Below are 19,477 nucleotides of genomic sequence, written 5' to 3' on the forward strand. Positions count from 1 at the left end.
TCATGCCAATGCCAGGACAAGCTCATGATTTCCGGCACTTGAATTTTTCAATCAAGATTAGTTTTTTTGTTGACATCCATAATAAACGGCATTTATTCTAATAAACGGTTATTTATTTATTTTTTACAGGCAATTTCGGGAAGGGCAATTCGGGGTGTGTTTTCTATCGATCTTTCGCGTTGGCGAAACTTTTGGACAACCGCCGAAGCATGACCTGACGAGTTGTACAAAAAATTATGAAAGGAGGTGCTAACCGTGGAAGGTCGAGTAAAATGGTTCAACGACAAAAAAGGCTTTGGGTTCATTGAGACAGACGAACAGGGCGATGTATTTGTTCACTATTCCAACATCCAGGAAGACGGCTTCCGGAGCCTGAAGGAACTGGAACGCGTAGCCTTTGAGGTGGAAGATACCGCCAAAGGGCCCCAGGCCGTAAACGTCAAACGGTTATAAACCCGATTTATTTACAAAAATAAAAATAATTGGCCAGCTGAGGCAGGATGTATGCATCCTGCCTTTTTTATGGACCGTCTTCTTTATGCAGATTCATATCCGCCACTATGCCGCCGGTGCGGCGGAAGCCGCCGATTTTGCCGTGATCATCGACGTTTTTCGGGCATTTTCCATGGCCTGCTATGCATTCTCGCACGGGGCGGCTAAAATTATCGCCGTGCGGGAAGTGGAAACCGCCCGTCAGTGGAAGCAGTCGATTCCCGACTGCATTCTTGTGGGGGAGCGCCATGCCAAAAAACTCCCCGGCTTTGATTTCGGCAACTCCCCGTCCGAAATTCAGGATGCGGACCTTTCCGACCGGATCATTGTCCATACCACCCACTCGGGCACCCGGGCGCTCACAGCCGCCGCACATGCCGACCCGGTGATCACCGGAAGTTTTGTTAACTGCGGCGCAATTATCCAGTATATCCAGCAGACCGCTCCCAGCGAGGTCTCCCTGGTCTGCTCAGGCTTTGAAGGCAGAGAGCCCGCCCTGGAGGATACGCTGTGCGCCGAATTTATTCGGGATGCCCTTTGCGGGCAGACAAAAAAATCATTTGAAGATATCCGGAAAGAATTAAAAACCGCCGACACCGCCCGCCGGTTTTTTGACCCGGAAGACACATCCTCGCCGGCCACGGACTTTGACCTCTGCCTGGCCTTTGATCGCTTCCCGTTTGTCATCCGGCGCACAAAAACAGCTTCGGACTGGTGCGAACTCGAACGGGAGAATTTATAAGCGGATTTCGACCTTCTCTGCCAGATATTTTTTCACTGCGGATATGGGCACCTCCCGGCGGTGAAAAATGCCGGCGGCAAGCGCGGCTTCAGCGGCTGTTCGGGTAAATACCTCCAGGAAATGGGCCTCGCTGCCGGCCCCGCTGGAGGCGATCACCGGTATGGAGACGGCATCGGCCACCGCATTGATCAGTTCGATATCAAAGCCCGCACCTGTGCCGTCCCGATCAATGGAATTTACAAGAATCTCACCGGCCCCCAGTTCCTCGCAGGCTTTGGCCAGGGTCACCGCATCCACGGGCCGGCCTTCCCGCCCGCCCCTGACCGTACACTGAAACCAGCAGAAACGCTCGCCGTTTGGGCCGGGCAGCCCGGTTTCAATCACATGATAAGGCTCATTTGCCGGGCGATCCACGTAAACCCGCCGCGGATCAATGGAAATAACCACCGCCTGGTTGCCGTAGATGGCAGAAATCTCTTCAATGGCGCTTTTTCCGGTCTTTTCGCCGCTGGCCAGATAATTTTCAACAATTGAAACCGCATCACTGCCAATGGAAATCTTATCCGCGCCTGAGCGGAAATACGCGGCCGCCACCTCAAGGGCGGTATAGGTCTGCCCGGACTGATCCGTGTAATCCCGGATTCCGCCGCCGATGGTCAAAGGCACGAATACATGCCGGGAGGTCTGCTTCAAAACTTCCAGCATGGGCAGATCCTTTAAGGGGAAATCCCGGAACCCGGTAATGTTTAAAAAAGTGATTTCATCCGCATCCGCCTCATAATAGCGGCGGGCCAGATCCACCGGCTTGCCGAGATTGCGGACTTCGCCCTTTTCCCGCACATCATAGCGATCCCCCTTGGTCACCACCAGATCGCCGGCGTCATTGGTCCGAACATCCAGACAGGCGACAATCCGCTTGGCCAGCCGCGTCTCTGTTTGCTGCCGGATTGCGGCCGGCCGGCCGGCGCCCGGGCGGATAAAATTCTGAAACACCGCCAAACCGGCATCTCCGCTTTTTTCCGGGTGAAACTGGGTGGCCACAAGGTTTCCGGTTTTGATACTGCTGACAAAGGCTTTCCCATAGGTGGTATAGGTCAGTGCCACTGCCGGATCATCCGGCACCACGTGATAGGAATGCACAAAATAGAATTTCTCCGCGCCATTTAAATGGTTGAATATGGCCGTGTCCTGCCGGATCACGACCCCGTTCCACCCCATGTGGGGCACGGATAAATCCGTATCAAAGCGTTTGACGGTGCCGCCAATCACACCCAGGCCGGGGGTATCCGGCGCCTCCTCGCTTTTTTCAAAAAGCGCCTGAAGCCCCAGACAGATACCCAGAAAGGGGCGGTCCTGCTTGATATAGGTCGTTAAGGCATCCACGTAATCCTTTTCCCGCAGCACTTGCATCATGCTGCCGAAATTGCCCACCCCCGGAAACACCAGTTTTTCCGCTCTGTCAATATCTTCCGGTCCGGCCGCGACATGGACGGTTTCGCCCAGTTTTTCAATGGCGTTGACCACACTTCGCACATTGCCGGCCCCGTAATCGAGCAAAGTAATCATAAAATTTCCTAAAAATTTTTATATTCCAAAGCTTAAAAGCCGAGCCGCGCTTTTTTCTTCTAAAAGCATTCAGCACCCATGCAGTTAGCATAAATTTGGCCGGAAGAACAGCAATACCTCGGCCTGCCCACGGTGAATTTGTTCTGGCGAACAACCCCATAACCATGGGGTTGCTCGCATGTGAGGTCGGCACGGTGGCCGACCCTACAAAATGTCGGCATTGTCGCGTAGGACGGGCCACCGTGCCCGCCTGAAAAATAGATAGAACAAATTTGCCCGCGCGGAGCCGACCTTTTTATTGACAACACTCAAAGGCGTTGATACAAAAAAATGTCCGGGTTGTATGAAACTTTTAGTCGGATAATCGGCATATTTTATATTACAGGGTGAAACAAGAAGGAGGAAGGTATGAACAAACGGCTTAAACAAATTTTAACAATTCTGACCCTTTCCGGCATCGGGATGCTGTTTCTGGTTGCCGGGATCAACGCCGCAGAAGAAGGTTCCGTTCCTGATGTGATGACGATGAAAAATGAAAAGGCGTTCCCGCAGCATCGGATGGGCATCGTCGAGTTTGACCACAAAACCCACGCGGAGGACTACGGGATCGGATGCGGCGACTGCCACCATGATGAAAACGGCGAACCCCTGACTGATTTAAAGGCCGGTGATGCGGTGCAAAGCTGCTATGAATGCCACGACAAAGACGGCAGACCCCGCCGGGACCCCTCAATGTCGCCCGAAGAGTGGGAAAAAGAGCAGCTCAATTATTACTATGGGGCGATCCATGAAAACTGCATGGGATGCCACAAAGAGATGGGCGGCCCGAAAACCTGTACAGAGTGCCATCCCCGGCCGGAGCGGTAAACCTCCCGCGCCACAGACGCAAACAAAATATTAAGATATAGCAAAAAACCGGGCCTGAATCGCGGCCCGGTTTTTTTGTATCAGTCTTCTATGGAAGCCTAAAGGCTTCCGCTACATTGTCTTCAACGCGGCCCGGACCATGGCCTCCGCCCACTGGGGCACCCCCAGCGCATGCACATGGGTATATGTGGCCAGCACATTACGATAGCATACCCCGTCGCGCTTATTTATGATTCCCCGCCCTTTTTGCATACTGAAAACCATATCCTGATCCGAACCTCTCCACTCCAGCACCTGCGAATAATGGAATTCATGGCCCCGCAATTTCATGTCCACCGGATAAAAAGAGTTCTCGCTATCCACGGTAACCATTGTATAGCCGTGCCCCTGCGGCTTTTTGGAAAAGCCAAAGACAATCGGCAGCACACCGGCCATGGGATATGACCTGTCCAGTACAAGGCGTTCCCCCAGATACATAAGGCCGCCGCATTCCGCATAAACGGGAAGGCCCTCGTCTGCCGCGGATTTAAGCGACTTTCTAAACGACAGATTGTCCGCCAGCTGCGGGGCGTGGGTTTCGGGAAAGCCGCCCCCGATATACAACGCATCAATATCGGGCAACCGGGTGTCCGCCAGCGGACTGATATAAATGATATCCGCGCCGGCCGATACCAATGCCTCCAGGTTATCCGGATAATAAAACTGAAACGCAGAATCCTTGATCACGCCGATTCGGGGGCGCTTCGGACCGTTCGCAATCGGCGTGCAATCCGCCGCCCCGGTGCAGGTCACAGGAACCGCGGCCGCGTCTTCAGCCACCCGCATCAGTTCATCCAGATCCACATACCGGAGGACGGTTTCCGCGGCAACCTGAATTGAATGGTTTACCAGGGTATGCTCCGGGGTGGGAATCAGCCCCATATGCCGTTCCGGAAAATCCTGCTGACCAAGCTTGGGAATAGCGCCCAGCACCTTGACCCCGCAATGCTGTTCGATACTGGTCCGCAGTATCCGTTCATGCCGGCTGCCGGCCACCCGGTTTAGAATAACCCCCTGAATATTAACTGCCGGATCAAAATGGAGGCAACCTAGCACCATAGCCGCCATGGTGCGGGTGGCTTTGGTGCAGTCCAGACATAGAATCACAGGGGTTTGCAAAAGTTTGGCAAGGGATGCGGTACTGGTGGTGCCGTCAACATCCAGTCCGTCAAAAAGCCCGCGGTTTCCTTCAATCACCGCTATATCAAAATCTGTGGCCGGGGCATGGGCGAGGAAGGACCGGCATACGCAAGCCGGGTCTGCAAGGAAGTGATCCAGATTATAGCAATGCCGGTTGGCTGCCGTTGCCAGCCAACCGGCATCAATATAATCAGGACCTTTCTTAAAGGGCGCAACAGCTTTTTGTTGCCGGGTCAGCGCAGCAATAATCCCTATAGAAACAACGGTTTTCCCTGAGCCCCCCCGCAAGGCTGCGATCATCAGGCGAGGGATATCAATAGGGCTGTTGTTCATTAGAATGTGCTTCTAACCCGCTGTAATAAATTAAGCGGAAGAACTAACCTTCGTGCTCGGCACCCGCCTGCTTGCCGGTACCTTTCAAGCCGTACATGGTGGTGCTGCCGCTCGACCAGTATTCGAGAATGCCTTCCTGAATCATTTGGGTCACGATCTTTTTGGCTTCCCGGGGCTTGGCATCCAGGATTTTGCTCAAGTCGTTGAAATAAAATTTTGACTTGGTTTTCTGCTTTTTCTCCAGCGCCTCAACAATCTTCTTTTTAGACTCTTCATAATCGAGTGCCATAAAGATATTCCTCTTTTGATTGGACGCGGAGGCGGAATTCTCCGCCTCCGCAAGTATTAAACATACTAGAACTTAAAGTTCGTGGTCTGGCGCCATGTATAATATGCCGGATCGCGGAAATCGTCAATCAGATGATGCGTAAATTCAAGGTCGCATTTCTCAAAGAACCGTTCCCAGCCGATCCGCTCCGCCCATTCACCGAGACGCTCGTATTTGCGTGCGTCTTTGGCATAGGCTTCGATGATCTTTTTAATCGTATCGGTCATGGTCGGCCAGCGCGGCATTTCATTGGGAATAAATGCCACCGCCACCTTGGAGAACTTGGGCGCGCTGATCCGGTTGGAGACCTTGCCGCCAACCATCAAAACAATGCCGTCACCTTCCTTGTCCTGCAGCGGTAGCGCCGGGCACATGGTGTAGCAGTTGCCGCAGAACATGCAGCGCTTCTGGTTAACTTCCACACTGTTAACGGTCGTGCCGTCTTCCAGCTCCACCTTTTTCGGCTTAATGGCCGCGGTCGGGCAGGCGGCAATGGCCAGCGGAAGCTCGCACATCTTGTCCAGGTACGCATGATCAACCATCGGCGGTTTCCGGTGATACCCAAGAATGGCGATATCCGAGCAATGCACGGCCCCGCACATGTTCAGACAGCAGGCCATGGAAATCCGCAGGTGGGCCGGCAGCCGCATATTCTTAAAATCGTCGAAAACCTCGTCCAGGGTGGCCTTAACGGTTCCGGACGCATCGGTTGCCGGTGTATGGCAGTGAATCCAGCCCTGGGTATGAATGATATTGGTGATGCCGGCGCCGGTGCCGCCCACCGGGAACTTGTAGCTCCCGCCCTCGAACTTGCGGCTTTCCAGATCATCGATCAGCGGCTGGACCTTATCCTTGCTGTCCACCATGAACTCAACATTGTTCCGGGTCGTCCAGCGCACATAGCCGTCGCAGTGCTTATCCGCGATTTCGCAGATTTCACGGATCAGCGAAACGCTCATGAGACGGGCGCCGCCAGCTCTTACGGTATAGACCTCGTCGCCGGTCTCGGACACATGAACCAGCACACCCGGCTGCAGAATTTCGTGATACAGCCATTTGCCTTTATTATTTTTAATGACCGGCGGATAAAACTCCTCGTAATTCCGCGGCCCGATATCCGTAACCCGATCTTCCATCGGTTTTTCAGGATTATATCCTGACGATACAAAAGCCATTCGTGCACCCCCTCTTATCGTTTATGATGTTTTCTGAATTCCTCAATGTCCCGGTCCCAGCCGCCTTCAACCTCTTCTTCTTTCCAGAAGATATACGGATTGTGGCGCGGTTCCTGCACATGCTGGGGAACTGGATCAATACCGGTGGCCTCCAGCAGCTTCTGGAAGCTCTGCCGCTTCATCAGCTCGCCAAGACGCTCGCGGTTCTTGCCTTCTTCCATCCACCAGTCCCAAATGCTCTCGATGACTTCTTTGATCTTTTCATAATCATTGTCTTTGTTGACTTCGATAAACGGGACCAAAAGAGAGCCCATCTGAGCACCGTCCAAAATCGGCGCCTTGGCGCCGGCCAGAATAGAGCAGCCCGTTTCCTTGCCGGGCCGCAGGGCGCGTGGCATGACATTGATGCAGTGCATGCAGCGGGTGCATTCCTTATTATTGATCTCGAGCTTGCCGTTTTCATATTTCATGCATTCTGTGGGGCAAAGGTCAATGACCTCTTTCTGAATGTCGAACGGGCCCCAGTCACGGCCGGCATGGGCGCCGCCGTTGGGTTTCAATTCACCATTGACATAGGCCTGAACCGCTTCCTGGTCAATGCGGATCTCATCTTTCCAAGTCCCGACAAAGGAGAGGTCCGCCCGGGCGATGGAGGCCACGCAGCAGTTGGGGCAGCCGTCAAATTTGAACTTAAACTTGTACGGAAACGCCGGTCGATGCAGCTCATCCTGATACTCTTGGGTCAAGTAATTGCAAAGATGCTGAGTGTCATAGCAGGCCCATTCGCATCGCGCCGCACCAATGCAATCCGACGGGGTCCGGAGGTTGGAGCCGGAGCCGCCCAGGTCCTGGTTCAGGTTGTGGGTCAGTTCGTAGAAGATTTCCTCGAGCTGAGGGGTAGTGGTGCCGAGGAAAATGATGTCCCCGGTGGAGCCGTGCATGTTGGTGAGCCCGCTGCCCCGGAATTCCCAGAGGTCGCAGAGCTGCTTGAGATACTCGGTTGAATAGAAGTGCCCGGAGGGTTGGTTGACCCGCAGGGTATGGAAATGGGCCACGCCCGGAAATTTTTCCGGCTGGTCGCAGTAGCGGCCGATAACGCCGCCGCCGTAGCCGAAAACACCCACGATGCCGCCGTGCTTCCAATGGGTTGTCCCATCCTTATAGGACAGCTCCAGAACGCCCAGCAGGTCTTCAATATTATCCTGGGCTACCTGATACTCAATGTTTCCCTCATTTTTTGCCCTTGCTTCGGCTTCCTGCTTCATGTCTGACACAAAGCTCGGCCACGGTCCGCTTTCCAGCTGATCCAGCAAGGGGGTTTCGTGTTTTGCCATTGTTTACCTCCCTTTTTTGAGAATTACATCACCCTATTTATCTTGTTCCTTGGTCGAATTATCTAACAACCCCTGCCAATGTTTAAATATATTTTAAACCCGTAAAGGTATAACAATTTAATAAAAGGTTATTTTATAAAATTTCGCGCCCTGCATGTCAATAAAAAAGCATTTAAAGGCCGGAAAATTACGCCGGCCATTCGGGCACCGCCATTTGCTCCGCGAAATCATATAACCACTCGATTTAAAATGAATATGCTAACTATTTTCGATGTGCTTCAATCTCCTGCAGAATCTCCGGCGCCACCTCATAGCCCAGGTCCCGGGCCTTATCGCAGTGGGCCACGGCATTTTCGGGCTCGCCCTTTTCCAGATAGGCGATTGCCAGATTATTATGGGCCAGCGCGAAATTGGGGTCAATTTCCAGGGCCTTTGAATTGGCCTCGATACAGTCATCGATCATGCCTTTCATCAGGTAGGCATTGGCCAGGGTGGCAAAGCCCTGGATAAAATACGGATTAAATTTCACGGCCTTTTTCAAAAACTCGATGGCCTTGTCAAAATCCCCCATCTGCATGTACGCGAATCCGATATTTCCGTAGCCTTCAGCAAACCGAGGCCGCGCAGTAATCGCCCGCTGATTGTATGCCAGGCAGCCTTCCAGGTCCCCCCGCTGAAGGCAGATACCGCCCAGCTGCACATAGGCTTCCGCCAGCGCGGGGCTGCATTCGACGGCGCGCTTAAACTCCTGCTCCGCCTCATCAAAATTGCGAAGGCTCAACAATGCGCACGCCAGATTATATCGGGTATTGCCGCATTCCGGATTTGACATCAGGGCAAAACGCTGCTCCTGAATGTATTGATCAATTGTTTTTTCTTCCGGCATAGGTCACATCCTCAAAAATTGTATTAATTTGAACAACTTAGCGTTGTTTTTAGCAGACATATAAATTTGCAGAATAAAAACAGGCCGGGGTATTGTCAAGCAAAATCCGATGGAATCAATCCTTAACGAAAACGGCATCTGATATTTTTGATTGACAGGATATCCATAAATTTTTAAAAAATCATAAAATTACATGAAATCCGGTTATCTTACGCAGGAGGAATTATGCAAGCAGGATGTTTTACTGCCTTAATCACCCCGTTTACCGGCGCTGCGGTCAACTATGACGGACTCGACCAGCTCGTTCGCTTCCAGATCGCCAGCGGCATCAACGGCATTCTGGCTGTCGGTACCACCGGAGAAAGCCCGACCTTGTCCTGGGATGAACATATTACGGTCATCGACACCATTGCCGAAAAGACCAGAAACAAATGCGCCTGCATCGCGGGCACCGGCAGCAACAATACCGACGAGACGCTTTCGGCCACGGATCACGCGGTCAAAGCCGGGGTCGATGCGGTACTGCTGGTGGACCCATACTATAATGGGCCGAGTTCGGTTGAAATCCGGCGGGAATATGTTGAACCGGTGGCCGCCCGGTTTCCGGATACCCAGGTGATACCGTACGTGATTCCCGGCCGCACCGGCGCCCAGCTGATGCCCCAGGATCTGGCCATTGCCGCCCAAAACTATCCCAATGTAAAATCCGTTAAGGAGGCCACCGGCAGCCTGGACAACATGCGGCTGACCCGCAAATGCTGCGGTCCGGACTTTATCATCCTCTCCGGCGATGACGGGATCACCTTTGATATGATGACCGATCCGGACATCAAAGGCGCCGGGGTGATATCGGTGATGTCAAACATTGCCCCCAAGGCGGTAACCGAAATGGTCGCGCTTTTGAACCAGGGCAAAACAGCGGAGGCGGAAAAGCTTAGAAACGCTCTGGATCCGTTTTACAACCTGGTATCTGTAAAAACCACCGAAAAAACGCCTTACGGCGACGTTGTCTGTAAAGCGCGAAACCCCCTGCCCGTAAAAACCCTGATGCAGATTCTGGGTATGCCGGCCGGCCCCTGCCGCAGACCGCTGGGCAGACTGACTCAAACCGGTATTGAGCAGGTGCTTGAGGCTGCGCGCACCGTTCAGGCCGAATCGCCTGAGATCCTCCAGCCGGCAGCCGAGTTTTTTAATATCGACATCGATGAACGGTTGAATACCGACAAATACTGGAAAGATCTCTATTACAGCGAATACCTAGCCGCCCCCTTTTTGCCGAAAATAAAAAAACCGGCGGATAGATTGCCTATCCGCCGGTTTTTATTTGCCGCTGATAAATGTGTTATACCTAAATTGAGCGATTTTCAAATTTGGAACGCTCAATTTAGGTTATACGTTCTGCTGGACATTCATCTTCTGCCGCCGATTTTCTGCCGCGGCCTCATCCATCTGAAAATCGCCCTCTTTGAACAGGAGCCACTTCAGCCACCGAAACCCGAACTGCAGGAGTTCAATCTCGTCCTCCCGGATTTTTTCCACGGTTTCCTTGTCAATGCTGTAGAGATCCAGAAAGGTGCTTTCAAACACAAAGCGCCGAAACCGATCTATATCATAGGAGGCCGTGAAAAACATATTCTTGGTCTTCTCCGTCAAGCGGATATTGGAAGGGATGGAACGCTTGCGCACAATCAGATCCGTCCATTCGGCATTGATCCGGTCATAGACATCCACGCCCTGATCCTTCCGCCACTCCGCAACCGTCCATTCAATGTCCTCTTCAAATCCCCGGCAATGCGGTTCATTGATGAAAAAGTAAAACCCCTGGGCAGCCTGCTCCTTATGACTCAAAGAGCCCACGCCCAGCGGATAATACCGGCAGGTAGTGGGCCGGTCCGCATACACCAGGCACCCGTCATCGCGGACAAACGGACAGGAACTTTCCGCATCATCCAGCATTTTCAGGGTTACCACCGGCAGATCGGTTTTTTCCAGCAGCTGGGGGGTCGTATAGACGGCAAGGAATTCATCCGAAGGGATCTGCATCCGGTTTTTCAGCCGAAGAATATCATAGGGGGTCAGCGTGATATTAATCCCCCGGCAGCAGGTGGTAAAACAGGACAAGTCCTTGTGGCAGGCAAATTTGAATTTACTGTTATCCGTCAGCTGTACCGGCGGAATATTGGCGTTATCTTTTAATACATCCATTGAATCTCTCCTTATTAAAAATATATATAGCTACTCAACCCCTTCCGGCATTGGCGCGATCTTTTCTCCGCCCAGCACATAGCCCCCGTCAAGCCGGAGCACACTGCCGGTCATGTAGGGGGCGGCGGTCAGGATAAACCGCACAGCCTTCAGCACATCATCGATTTTACCGGTGCGCCCCAAGAGCGTATGCCGAACCAGGGCCTTTTTCTGATCATCGGTCAAAAGCCCCCAGCCCCGGGTCTTTTCCGCATGCCGGGTTTCAAACAGCCCGAGCATGATCTCGTTGACCCGCACGTTCGGGGCCCCCAGCCGGGCCCAGGTTTCGGTTAAAAGCGAAATGCCCCGGTTCGCCGCGGCATAGCCCTCATTGAACACATAGCTGGCCGGCCCGCTTCGGCCCACCATGGCGGCAATGGAGGAAAAATTAACCACACAGGCCGCTTCCGCAGCTTTTAAATGCGGCCAAGCCGCCTCAAACACCCATTGCTTGGCCCGAAGGGTGGTTTCCATTTCAAGATCCCACTGCTCCTCTGTATACGCCCCGTGCACCACCGGCCAGCCGCCCCGCTCGATATTATTGATCAGAATATCCAGGCCGCCGAAGCGGTCGATGACCGCCTGTACCGCCCGGCTGACTGCCTGTGTATCCCGGAGGTTCGCCTCAAGCAGGAGATGGTCCTGACCGGTTTCAGACAAATCCGATTTCAGCTGCGGCAGTGCTTCCTGCCAGTCATAATACGTGGCAGCGATGTTAACCCCCTGCCGGGCCAGATCCAGGGCGATTGCCTTTCCGATCCCCTTGATGCTGCCCAGAACCAGCGCGGTCTTGCCCTCCAGAGTCATTGCCCCCGCCCCGCGGATAACTGGCCGGTGTCGCCGTAATACCGGATCTTATCAGCCACGAGCTGCATGGAAAACCGCAGCAGATCCTCATCAGAAACCTTTTCCGGATCCGGCCGGATGGCATCCGAGCCGCTGAGATCCACCCGATCTTCGCTCAGAAACTTACGGAACCGGTCCAGATCGTAGAGGGCCAGGTCAAAAAGATCCGTCAGGGGCTTTGACAGCTGCCCCCCGGTCAAATGGTTTTTCAAGGCAATGATCTCCATCATGGCATCGTTCATCTCATTATAGGGGCAAAGCCCCTGATGCGTAATCCACTCGCGCACCGTTTGCCGGCGGCCGTTTTCAAATCCGTGGCAATGCGGTTCCTTAAGCAGCATATACCGTACCGTGCGCTCACCCGTCTCCCGGGAACTTGACAAAAGCCGGACCAGCGGGTAAATCCGGCAGGAGGACGGCCGGTTATCGTAGACCCTGCAGCCCTCATCGGCAACAAAGGGACAGATCCGCACCACCGGATCTGCCGGCTTTAAGGTGACAACCGGCAGACCGGTCTGCGGCCCGACATGCCGGCTGGTATAATGCGCCAGAAAATCGGTTGAGGACATTGCAAAATGATGCTTTAACCGCAGAATATCGTAGGGCATCAAAAACTGATTCAGATCCCGGCAGCAGGCGTTAAAACAGGAGACACCGGGATGACAGGAAAAAACAAACCAGTCGTCCGATGCGAGTTCAGTTAATTCGTCGCGGGGCATTCCATAGCTCACTCGATAGCATTTTTACTTGCATAATGAATTGGATATGTTAAAATAAACTTTTATCTTAATAGCTATAAATTAAATTGTAAACGCTAAAAATACAAGCAAACAGAGACGCGTAAACCCGAAAAACAGGAGGTGTCGGCATAGCTAAAAAAAAACAGGGCGGCGATACAGCCAGAACAAACCAGGATATTAAAGAAAAAGAAGTGCGGGTCATTGATCCGGATGGCAATCAGCTGGGGGTTATTCCGATACAATCCGCACTGACGTCGGCGCAAGAATTTGGCCTTGATCTTGTGGAAGTCTCCCCCAACGCAAGCCCGCCGGTATGCAAGATCATGGATTATGGCCGCTTTAAGTACCAGCAGGATAAAAGACAGCAAGAGGCCAGAAAAAAGCAAACCCGGATTCAGGTCAAAGAAATCAAGGTCCGCCCCAAAACCGACTCCCACGACATAGAGGTCAAGCTGGGGCATATCCTGAAATTTATTGAAAAAAAGAATAAAGTTAAGGTAACGGTCGTTTTTCGGGGGCGGGAAATTACCCTAACGGAGCGGGGAAAAGAGGTGCTGGAGCAAATTGCCGAAAATGCCGAGGCGTTTGCAACCATCGAACAGCCGCCCAAACAGGAAGGGCGCACCATGACCATGGTTCTGGGCCCGAAATAACGATTTCGCCTTTTTTTTATACAGCCCTGCCTGAAGGCTTGACTTTCAGGTGCCGTCGCGGTATGCAGTCTGATCCGCGATTTTATCCTAAACGGACTGAAGACCGGTAAATGCCTTTCAGCCCTCTTTTTTTGTGGCGGGGAAGGCATTTTTGTTTGACCCGGGTCAAACGGTTTTCGGAAGCAGCCATTAGAGAGCGACGCTATAAATAAAGGAGAGTGCATATGCCGAAAATAAAAACCAATCGGGCGGCAGCCAAGCGGTTTAAACGCACCGCGACCGGCAAATACAGGTTCAACAAATCCCATGCGAGTCATATTCTGACCAAAAAGAGCCGCAAGCGGAAACGGGAACTGCGAAAAGCCCAGATCATTGACGGAGCCGACATGAAGGAAGTCAGACGACTGCTCCCCTATGGGTAAAAATTTTTAAAGGAGACCAACCATGCGAGTAAAAAGAGGATTCAAAGCCAGACGCCGCAGAAAAAAAGTGCTGAAACTGGCAAAAGGATACCAGGGCGGTCGGAGCAAGCTATACCGCACTGCAGCGGATGCCGTAGACAAAGCCCTGATGTATTCCTATCGGGATCGCAAGGTGCGCAAACGCGATTTCAGGCGGCTCTGGATTGCCCGCATTAACGCGGCCGCACGGATGAACAATATCTCTTACAGCAAGCTGATCAGCGGACTGAAACAAGCCAATATCGAACTTGACCGAAAGGTTCTGGCCGATCTGGCAGTGGCGGATCCGAACGGATTTTCCCAGATCGTTGCGAAAGCGGCAGGAAATTAATTTCAAGCGCCAAACCGGCCGATCATCCAATGGCTGAGGGATAAAGGCTGTCGAATAAAAGCTGTAGGCCAAACTTGGACAAACACCTCGAAGACATACAAAACACGGCCCTATCGGAACTGGAAAACGCTGCCACGGCCGATGAGATAAACACCCTGGCGGTGCGCTATCTGGGCAGAAAAGGGCTTGTGACCCAATACCTGCGCAATATCTCCCAGCTCCCGGCAGAAGAGCGGCCGTCAGCCGGGAAAAACGCCAACCAGGTCAAAAAAACCCTGGAAGCCGCGGTTGAGTCAGCCAAAGCGCGGGTGGAAAGCGCCGGTGCGGCGACTGAAGCTGAAGGCATTGATGTGACGCTGCCGGGCAGGCCCGCCCCCCGGGGCACCCTGCATCCGATAACCCGGATCAGCCGCCGGATATGTGACGTATTCGTGCGGATGGGCTTTGATATTGCCGAAGGACCGGAAGTGGAAAGCGATTATTACAACTTCGAGGCCCTAAACATCCCCAAATACCATCCGGCCCGGGACATGCAGGACACCTTCTATGTGTCGGACAATATCGTCCTCAGAACCCACACCTCACCGATCCAGGTCCGGATCATGGAGCGTCACGCGCCGCCGATCCGGATTGTGGCGCCGGGAAAAGTCTACCGCTGCGATTCGGATTTGACCCATACGCCGATGTTTCATCAGGTCGAGGGGCTTCTGGTGGATGAAACCGTCTCATTCGGAGACCTCAAGGGGGTATTGACCGAATTTGTCCACCAGGTATTTGACACCGAAACCAGTCTCCGGTTCCGGCCCAGTTTTTTTCCGTTTACCGAACCCAGTGCGGAGGTAGATATCCTTTGCGTCATGTGCCGGGGGAAGGGCTGCAAGGTCTGCTCGAATACGGGCTGGCTCGAAGTTTTGGGCTGCGGCATGGTCCATCCCGCGGTCTTTGAGAATGTGGGCTATGATACCACCAAATACGCTGGCTTTGCCTTCGGCATGGGGGTCGAACGGATTGCCATGCTCAAATACGGCATCAATGACATCCGGCTGTTTTTTGAAAGCGACGCGCGATTCCTAAGGCAATTCTGATATGAAAATCAGTCTCAACTGGTTGAACACCTATATCCCGATTGATATCGCCGCCACGGATCTGGCAGACCGTCTTACCATGACCGGACTTGAGGTGGAGGCGGTCTGCGACCGGTTTGAATACCTTGATCAGATCGTGGTCGGCCGTGTAACTGAAATTCAGCCCCACCCCAACGCGGACAAACTTAAAGTCTGCCGGGTCGATACCGGGGGAGCGACCGTCTCCCTGGTCTGCGGCGCACCGAATGTGGCCGTAAACGGCAAATACCCCTGCGCCCTGCCCGGCGCCCGCCTCCCCGGCGGACTGACCGTTGAGAAAACGCGAATCCGGGATGCGGACTCGGAAGGTATGCTTTGCAGCGCAGGCGAGCTTGAGCTTGGCACGGACTTTTCAGGTCTTATGACGCTTGACAATGGCGCGGCAGAGGGAACCCCCATCCGCCAGGCGCTTGATCTCTCGGATTATGTTTTTGAAATCGGGCTAACCCCCAACCGGCCGGATTGTTTAAGCTTTATCGGCATTGCCCGGGAGGCGGCAGCGCTGACCGGAAAAGCCCTCACCCTGCCGGCGGTTGAACCAGCCCGGAATCCCGGCCGGATATCTGAGTTGACCGCTGTCAAACTGGTGAATCCGGATCTTTGCCCCCGATATGCCGCCGGCCTGGTCACAGACATCACCGTCGGGCCCTCGCCGTTCTGGCTTCAGGACCGGCTGCGCGCCATCGGCTTAAAACCCATCAACAATATCGTGGATATCACCAATTTTGTGATGCTGGAAACCGGCCAGCCCCTGCATGGATTCGACTTCGACCGCCTGGCCGGCCACCGCATCGTGGTGCAGACCGCCAGGGCCGGGGAGGTATTTACCACCCTGGACGGCAAACAGCACGAATTAACCGATGACACGCTCATGATCTGCGATGCGGAAAAGCCGGTGGCTGTAGCCGGCGTGATGGGCGGAGAAAACTCTGAAATATCGGAAGAAACCACCCGGGTATTGATTGAAAGCGCCTATTTTGACCCGGTCTCCATCCGGAAAACCGCCAAACGCCTGGGCGCAAATACGGACGCCTCGCATCGGTTTGAACGCGGGGTGGACCCGGAAGGCACCCTTTACGCCCTTGAGCGGGCCGCGGCCCTGATGGCGGAAGTCGGCGGCGGAAACCGAATCAGCGGTATTATCGATGAATACCCGAGGCCCCATGAATCCCGGCCCATTACATTGAATACGGAAAAGACCAACCGCCACCTGGGCACCTCCCTTACCCAGGCGGACATGCAGGGCTTTCTGGAATCTGTCGGGTTTTCGGCAAGCGCCGCAGACGAAGAAAATTTAACTGCTGTGGCCCCGTCCTTCCGGGTGGATGTCAGCCGGCCGGAAGACCTGATGGAGGAAGTCGCCCGGCTCTGGGGGTATAACAATATTGTCACCACCTTCCCCAAAACCTCCACCAAAAGCCGGCTCCCGGAGCGGGCCCTGTGGCTTAAGGAAACCATCAAGGATCATATGACCGGCTTCGGGTTCAGGGAGGCGATCAATTACAGTTTCACCGCCAGAGCCTCCTGCGACCGGCTGGCCCTGCCCGATAACGACCGCCGCCGCCGGATGCTTGCCATCTTAAACCCCCTGTCCGAAGAGCAGGCGGTGATGCGCACCTCGCTCATTCCGGGAATGCTGGAGGCCATGGGTAAAAATATCGCCTATCAGGTCCGCGACCTGAAGCTGTTTGAACTGGGCAAAATCTATTTAAGCAACGGCCAGGATGAGCTGCCGGATGAGCTGGAAACCCTGAGCGCTTTATGCACCGGTCGGCGCGCTCCGGCGACCTGGCAGGTAAAGCCTGAGCCCTGTGATTTCTTTGATTTAAAAGGGGTGGTGGAATCTCTCCTGGCGGGCCTTTATCTTGAAAACAGCCGCTTTCTGCCCCTGCCGGCAAACGAATGCACCTATCTGCGCCCCGGCTACAGCGCCCGCATCCGCATCAATGACACGGATGTCGGCCTGATCGGCGAGGTCCACCCAACCGTGCTTAAGGCCTATGATCTGAAGCAGACCGCATTTATTTTTGAAATCAATCTGGAACGTATGCTGCCCCTGATTCCGGAGGTGACCGCATTCTCCCCGCTTCCCAAATTTCCGGCCGCCGCCCGGGATATCACCTTAATTGTTGACAATTCAATTTTGGCAGGGGATATAGTGAATGATATTTATGCATTAGACGAACCCCTGCTGGAGAGTGTACATACTTTTGATCTTTACAGCGGGGACCCGATTCCTAAGGGTAAAAAAAGTATTTCCATCCGGCTCACCTACCGCTCAGATATTGAGACGCTGGCGGATCAAACGGTAAACCGGATTCATGAATATATCACGGAGCATTTGATCGATACATTTAATGCCAGCCTCCCGGCCTAATCAGAGGGTCGCGCCCATGGCAGACATATCACCGCCGCAGCGGGACATTCCGGATAAGCTATACTTCCGGATCGGCGAAGTCACCGCCATTACCGATCTGGCCGCCTATGTCCTGCGATTCTGGGAATCCGAATTCCCGGACATCAAGCCGAAGCGCACCGAATCCGGCCAGCGCCTTTACCGCAAATCCGATATTGAAACCCTCCTTTTAATCAAACACCTCCTGTATGACAAAAAGTTTACCATTCAGGGCGCCAGGCAGTACCTGCGCGACCGCCACCGCGAGAGCAAAAAATCGCCGGCCAATGAAAAAATACGGGAAATTCAGGCCGAACTCCGGGAAATCAAAAGCCTTTTGACCGATTAACCGGCTCCCGTCACTCCCCGCTTTCGCCCCGTCAGGGCTAATTTGTTCTGTATCCAAATCGAAATCGCTATCGGGATCGAAAAAAATATGACCCTTGGACGTGAAAAACTGGACGTCTATCGCCTTTCAATAGGCTACGTTGCATGGGTTTACGAGAAGGCCGACAGCCTGAATGGAGTCCATCGGCCCGCCCGGGATCAATGGCTTCGGGCCAGCCAGTCGATACCGCTCAATATCGCCGAAGGTAATGGCAAGACCGCGGAAGCCGACCGAAGGCGTTATTTCGAAATCGCTCGTGGCTCCGCGCTTGAGTGCGCGGCGATTCAAGATGTGCTGGTTGTCGGCAAGGCGCTGGACAAGATGGAAAGCCGGAACCGCAAGGATGAACTCGACCGTATGGCCGCGATGCTCAGCCGTCTCGGCGGAAGAGGATACCAAGTTCGAGAGGATCAGGAAGTCTACAGTGTCGATTTCGATTTCGATAGCGATTTCGATTTCGATTTCGATTCCGATTTCGATCCCGATTTCGATTCCGATAGCGAAGAAAACAAACCCCAACCTTAGCGTTAACAGGACCGGGGGTATGGATTTTGCGGTTAGAACAAATTAGCCGCTTTCGCCCCGTTTACAGGTCTTGACAGGGGCTGCCTATCGTATTATTTTTAACAAAAATTTTCAGCTTGACAATCGACGGCTTTTGAAGTATTTAGGTAGGGTTAAGAATGCGGGCATAGCTCAGTTGGTAGAGTACAAGCTTCCCAAGCTTGGTGTCGCGAGTTCGAATCTCGTTGCCCGCTCCATTGATGTATTTACCCGCAAGGGTTTATATAAAAAATGAGCGGCCTTGATAAAACGGGCATTTTGCCCGTTTTTTATTTGCTCAAAGCTGTGTTTATGGGAAAGAAAAAAACGGCAGCCAAATCACCGCTTCATGAAACGCCGACGGGCGGAGCGGGGTTGGACAATGAGCGGGAAATCGTCTTCCGGGTGTGGGAGCTGGCGGAGCCGTTGTGCGCCGCTGAAGGGGTTGAGCTGATCCATATTGAATACCAGCGGGAGTCCGGGGGACGCATCCTCCGGGTCTACATTGAAAAGCCCGGCGGCGTGAGCCTGGATGACTGCTCGGCGGTCAGCCAGCAGTTAAGCGATATCCTGGATATCAAACTGGAAACCGAGGCGGCCTACACCCTGGAGGTTTCATCGCCGGGACCGGAGCGGCCGGTGTCGCGGACCACGGACTTTGACCGGTTTCAGGGATATACCGCAAAGATTCGGGTATCCCCCCCGATTAATGGCCAAAAAAATTTTACCGGCGTGCTGGCCGGCTATGCGGATGACACGGTCTGGCTGACCATCGGCACGGAAACTATAGGTATTGCGCGTTCACAAATCATCAAGGCACGGCTTGTGAATTACATATAACGGAGATAGC

Annotated in this window: 20 protein-coding genes, 1 tRNA gene and 1 pseudogene; 13 read left to right on the forward strand and 9 right to left on the reverse strand. The window is 53.5% G+C overall.

The genetic code is table 11. From position 1 onward, the window contains the following. Positions 1–246 precede the first annotated feature (246 nt). Entirely contained in the window at positions 247–453 is a 207-nt protein-coding gene (locus tag U5L07_06480) for a cold shock domain-containing protein (protein MDZ7831380.1), read from the forward strand. 85 nt (positions 454–538) lie between these two features. Next, complete coding sequence (locus U5L07_06485; protein MDZ7831381.1) at positions 539–1,234, forward strand: 2-phosphosulfolactate phosphatase; 696 nt, start codon at positions 539–541, stop codon at positions 1,232–1,234. Here U5L07_06485 and hisF read toward each other — a convergent pair. Continuing rightward, entirely contained in the window at positions 1,229–2,800 is a 1,572-nt protein-coding gene (gene hisF, locus U5L07_06490; protein ID MDZ7831382.1) for an imidazole glycerol phosphate synthase subunit HisF, read from the reverse strand. The two genes, U5L07_06485 and hisF, sit on opposite strands and share 6 nt — an antisense overlap. Before the next feature lie 408 nt (positions 2,801–3,208). Between hisF and U5L07_06495 the strand changes: the two genes are divergently transcribed. Beyond that, positions 3,209–3,667, forward strand: coding sequence for a cytochrome c3 family protein (locus tag U5L07_06495; GenBank protein MDZ7831383.1), 459 nt, complete (start codon positions 3,209–3,211; stop codon positions 3,665–3,667). Positions 3,668–3,778: 111 nt separating this feature from the next. On the opposite strand, the gene U5L07_06500 is transcribed toward U5L07_06495, so the two are convergent. From U5L07_06500 to U5L07_06520, 5 genes are all read right to left on the reverse strand, one after another. Continuing rightward, entirely contained in the window at positions 3,779–5,179 is a 1,401-nt protein-coding gene (locus U5L07_06500) for a cobyrinate a,c-diamide synthase (GenBank protein ID MDZ7831384.1), read from the reverse strand. 43 nt (positions 5,180–5,222) lie between these two features. Further along, on the reverse strand, positions 5,223–5,468 hold the full coding sequence (locus U5L07_06505; protein MDZ7831385.1) for a dissimilatory sulfite reductase D family protein: 246 nt from the start codon (positions 5,466–5,468) through the stop codon (positions 5,223–5,225). Positions 5,469–5,533: 65 nt separating this feature from the next. Then, on the reverse strand, positions 5,534–6,682 hold the full coding sequence (gene dsrB / locus U5L07_06510; protein MDZ7831386.1) for a dissimilatory-type sulfite reductase subunit beta: 1,149 nt from the start codon (positions 6,680–6,682) through the stop codon (positions 5,534–5,536). A gap of 14 nt (positions 6,683–6,696) precedes the next feature. Next, positions 6,697–8,016 carry a dissimilatory-type sulfite reductase subunit alpha gene (gene dsrA, locus U5L07_06515; GenBank protein MDZ7831387.1) on the reverse strand — a complete coding sequence of 440 codons (1,320 nt, stop codon included), beginning with the start codon at positions 8,014–8,016 and terminating at the stop codon, positions 6,697–6,699. Positions 8,017–8,278: 262 nt separating this feature from the next. Then, a complete protein-coding gene (locus U5L07_06520; protein ID MDZ7831388.1) occupies positions 8,279–8,902 on the reverse strand; it encodes a tetratricopeptide repeat protein in 624 nt (207 codons plus the stop codon). A 225-nt stretch (positions 8,903–9,127) separates the two neighbouring features. Here U5L07_06520 and dapA point away from each other — a divergent pair. Next, positions 9,128–10,021 (forward strand): annotated as a pseudogene (gene dapA, locus U5L07_06525) (4-hydroxy-tetrahydrodipicolinate synthase). 270 nt (positions 10,022–10,291) lie between these two features. Here the strand turns inward: dapA and U5L07_06530 are convergent. Genes U5L07_06530 through U5L07_06540 form a run of 3 tightly spaced genes read right to left on the reverse strand, consistent with a single transcriptional unit; the run spans position 10,292 to position 12,711 of the window. Further along, the gene (locus tag U5L07_06530) at positions 10,292–11,107 is read right to left on the reverse strand and encodes a YkgJ family cysteine cluster protein (GenBank protein MDZ7831389.1); all 816 of its coding nucleotides are present in this window, start codon (positions 11,105–11,107) and stop codon (positions 10,292–10,294) included. A 30-nt stretch (positions 11,108–11,137) separates the two neighbouring features. Then, positions 11,138–11,953 (reverse strand): SDR family oxidoreductase, encoded by an 816-nt coding sequence (locus U5L07_06535; GenBank protein ID MDZ7831390.1) that lies wholly within the window; start codon positions 11,951–11,953, stop codon positions 11,138–11,140. After that, positions 11,950–12,711, reverse strand: coding sequence for a YkgJ family cysteine cluster protein (locus U5L07_06540; protein ID MDZ7831391.1), 762 nt, complete (start codon positions 12,709–12,711; stop codon positions 11,950–11,952). The genes U5L07_06535 and U5L07_06540 overlap by 4 nt, the downstream gene beginning before the upstream one ends. A 212-nt stretch (positions 12,712–12,923) precedes the next feature. Here U5L07_06540 and infC point away from each other — a divergent pair, with 212 nt between their 5' ends. From infC to rimP, 9 genes are all read left to right on the forward strand, one after another. Continuing rightward, entirely contained in the window at positions 12,924–13,385 is a 462-nt protein-coding gene (infC, locus tag U5L07_06545; GenBank protein MDZ7831392.1) for a translation initiation factor IF-3, read from the forward strand. Positions 13,386–13,609: 224 nt separating this feature from the next. After that, positions 13,610–13,807 carry a 50S ribosomal protein L35 gene (gene rpmI, locus U5L07_06550; protein ID MDZ7831393.1) on the forward strand — a complete coding sequence of 66 codons (198 nt, stop codon included), beginning with the start codon at positions 13,610–13,612 and terminating at the stop codon, positions 13,805–13,807. Positions 13,808–13,829: 22 nt separating this feature from the next. Continuing rightward, positions 13,830–14,177 (forward strand): 50S ribosomal protein L20, encoded by a 348-nt coding sequence (rplT, locus tag U5L07_06555; GenBank protein ID MDZ7831394.1) that lies wholly within the window; start codon positions 13,830–13,832, stop codon positions 14,175–14,177. 74 nt (positions 14,178–14,251) lie between these two features. Next, positions 14,252–15,262, forward strand: a complete 1,011-nt coding sequence (gene pheS / locus U5L07_06560) for a phenylalanine--tRNA ligase subunit alpha (GenBank protein MDZ7831395.1) — start codon at positions 14,252–14,254, stop codon at positions 15,260–15,262. A 1-nt stretch (position 15,263) separates the two neighbouring features. After that, positions 15,264–17,678, forward strand: a complete 2,415-nt coding sequence (gene pheT, locus U5L07_06565; GenBank protein ID MDZ7831396.1) for a phenylalanine--tRNA ligase subunit beta — start codon at positions 15,264–15,266, stop codon at positions 17,676–17,678. 16 nt (positions 17,679–17,694) lie between these two features. After that, the gene (locus U5L07_06570) at positions 17,695–18,045 is read left to right on the forward strand and encodes a MerR family transcriptional regulator (GenBank protein MDZ7831397.1); all 351 of its coding nucleotides are present in this window, start codon (positions 17,695–17,697) and stop codon (positions 18,043–18,045) included. Positions 18,046–18,087: 42 nt separating this feature from the next. Further along, positions 18,088–18,609, forward strand: a complete 522-nt coding sequence (locus U5L07_06575) for a four helix bundle protein (GenBank protein ID MDZ7831398.1) — start codon at positions 18,088–18,090, stop codon at positions 18,607–18,609. Between the two features lie 160 nt (positions 18,610–18,769). Next, positions 18,770–18,845, forward strand: a tRNA-Gly gene (locus tag U5L07_06580). A gap of 94 nt (positions 18,846–18,939) precedes the next feature. Beyond that, positions 18,940–19,467 carry a ribosome maturation factor RimP gene (gene rimP, locus U5L07_06585; GenBank protein ID MDZ7831399.1) on the forward strand — a complete coding sequence of 176 codons (528 nt, stop codon included), beginning with the start codon at positions 18,940–18,942 and terminating at the stop codon, positions 19,465–19,467. The last annotated feature ends 10 nt before the right edge of the window (positions 19,468–19,477 follow it).

It is taken from the genome of Desulfobacterales bacterium (assembly GCA_034520365.1).
In the GTDB taxonomy this organism is placed as follows: domain Bacteria; phylum Desulfobacterota; class Desulfobacteria; order Desulfobacterales; family Desulfosalsimonadaceae; genus M55B175.

Excerpts from the sequence above, each read along its gene's own strand:
- U5L07_06485 (MDZ7831381.1), top strand. The coding sequence starts at position 539 with ATGCAGATTCATATCCGCCACTATGCCGCCGGTGCGGCGGAAGCCGCC.
- hisF (MDZ7831382.1), bottom strand. The coding sequence starts at position 2,800 with ATGATTACTTTGCTCGATTACGGGGCCGGCAATGTGCGAAGTGTGGTC.
- U5L07_06495 (MDZ7831383.1), top strand. The coding sequence starts at position 3,209 with ATGAACAAACGGCTTAAACAAATTTTAACAATTCTGACCCTTTCCGGC.
- U5L07_06500 (MDZ7831384.1), bottom strand. The coding sequence starts at position 5,179 with ATGAACAACAGCCCTATTGATATCCCTCGCCTGATGATCGCAGCCTTG.
- U5L07_06505 (MDZ7831385.1), bottom strand. The coding sequence starts at position 5,468 with ATGGCACTCGATTATGAAGAGTCTAAAAAGAAGATTGTTGAGGCGCTG.
- dsrB (MDZ7831386.1), bottom strand. The coding sequence starts at position 6,682 with ATGGCTTTTGTATCGTCAGGATATAATCCTGAAAAACCGATGGAAGAT.
- dsrA (MDZ7831387.1), bottom strand. The coding sequence starts at position 8,016 with ATGGCAAAACACGAAACCCCCTTGCTGGATCAGCTGGAAAGCGGACCG.
- U5L07_06520 (MDZ7831388.1), bottom strand. The coding sequence starts at position 8,902 with ATGCCGGAAGAAAAAACAATTGATCAATACATTCAGGAGCAGCGTTTT.
- U5L07_06530 (MDZ7831389.1), bottom strand. The coding sequence starts at position 11,107 with ATGGATGTATTAAAAGATAACGCCAATATTCCGCCGGTACAGCTGACG.
- U5L07_06535 (MDZ7831390.1), bottom strand. The coding sequence starts at position 11,953 with ATGACTCTGGAGGGCAAGACCGCGCTGGTTCTGGGCAGCATCAAGGGG.
- U5L07_06540 (MDZ7831391.1), bottom strand. The coding sequence starts at position 12,711 with ATGCCCCGCGACGAATTAACTGAACTCGCATCGGACGACTGGTTTGTT.
- rpmI (MDZ7831393.1), top strand. The coding sequence starts at position 13,610 with ATGCCGAAAATAAAAACCAATCGGGCGGCAGCCAAGCGGTTTAAACGC.
- rplT (MDZ7831394.1), top strand. The coding sequence starts at position 13,830 with ATGCGAGTAAAAAGAGGATTCAAAGCCAGACGCCGCAGAAAAAAAGTG.
- pheT (MDZ7831396.1), top strand. The coding sequence starts at position 15,264 with ATGAAAATCAGTCTCAACTGGTTGAACACCTATATCCCGATTGATATC.
- U5L07_06570 (MDZ7831397.1), top strand. The coding sequence starts at position 17,695 with ATGGCAGACATATCACCGCCGCAGCGGGACATTCCGGATAAGCTATAC.
- rimP (MDZ7831399.1), top strand. The coding sequence starts at position 18,940 with ATGGGAAAGAAAAAAACGGCAGCCAAATCACCGCTTCATGAAACGCCG.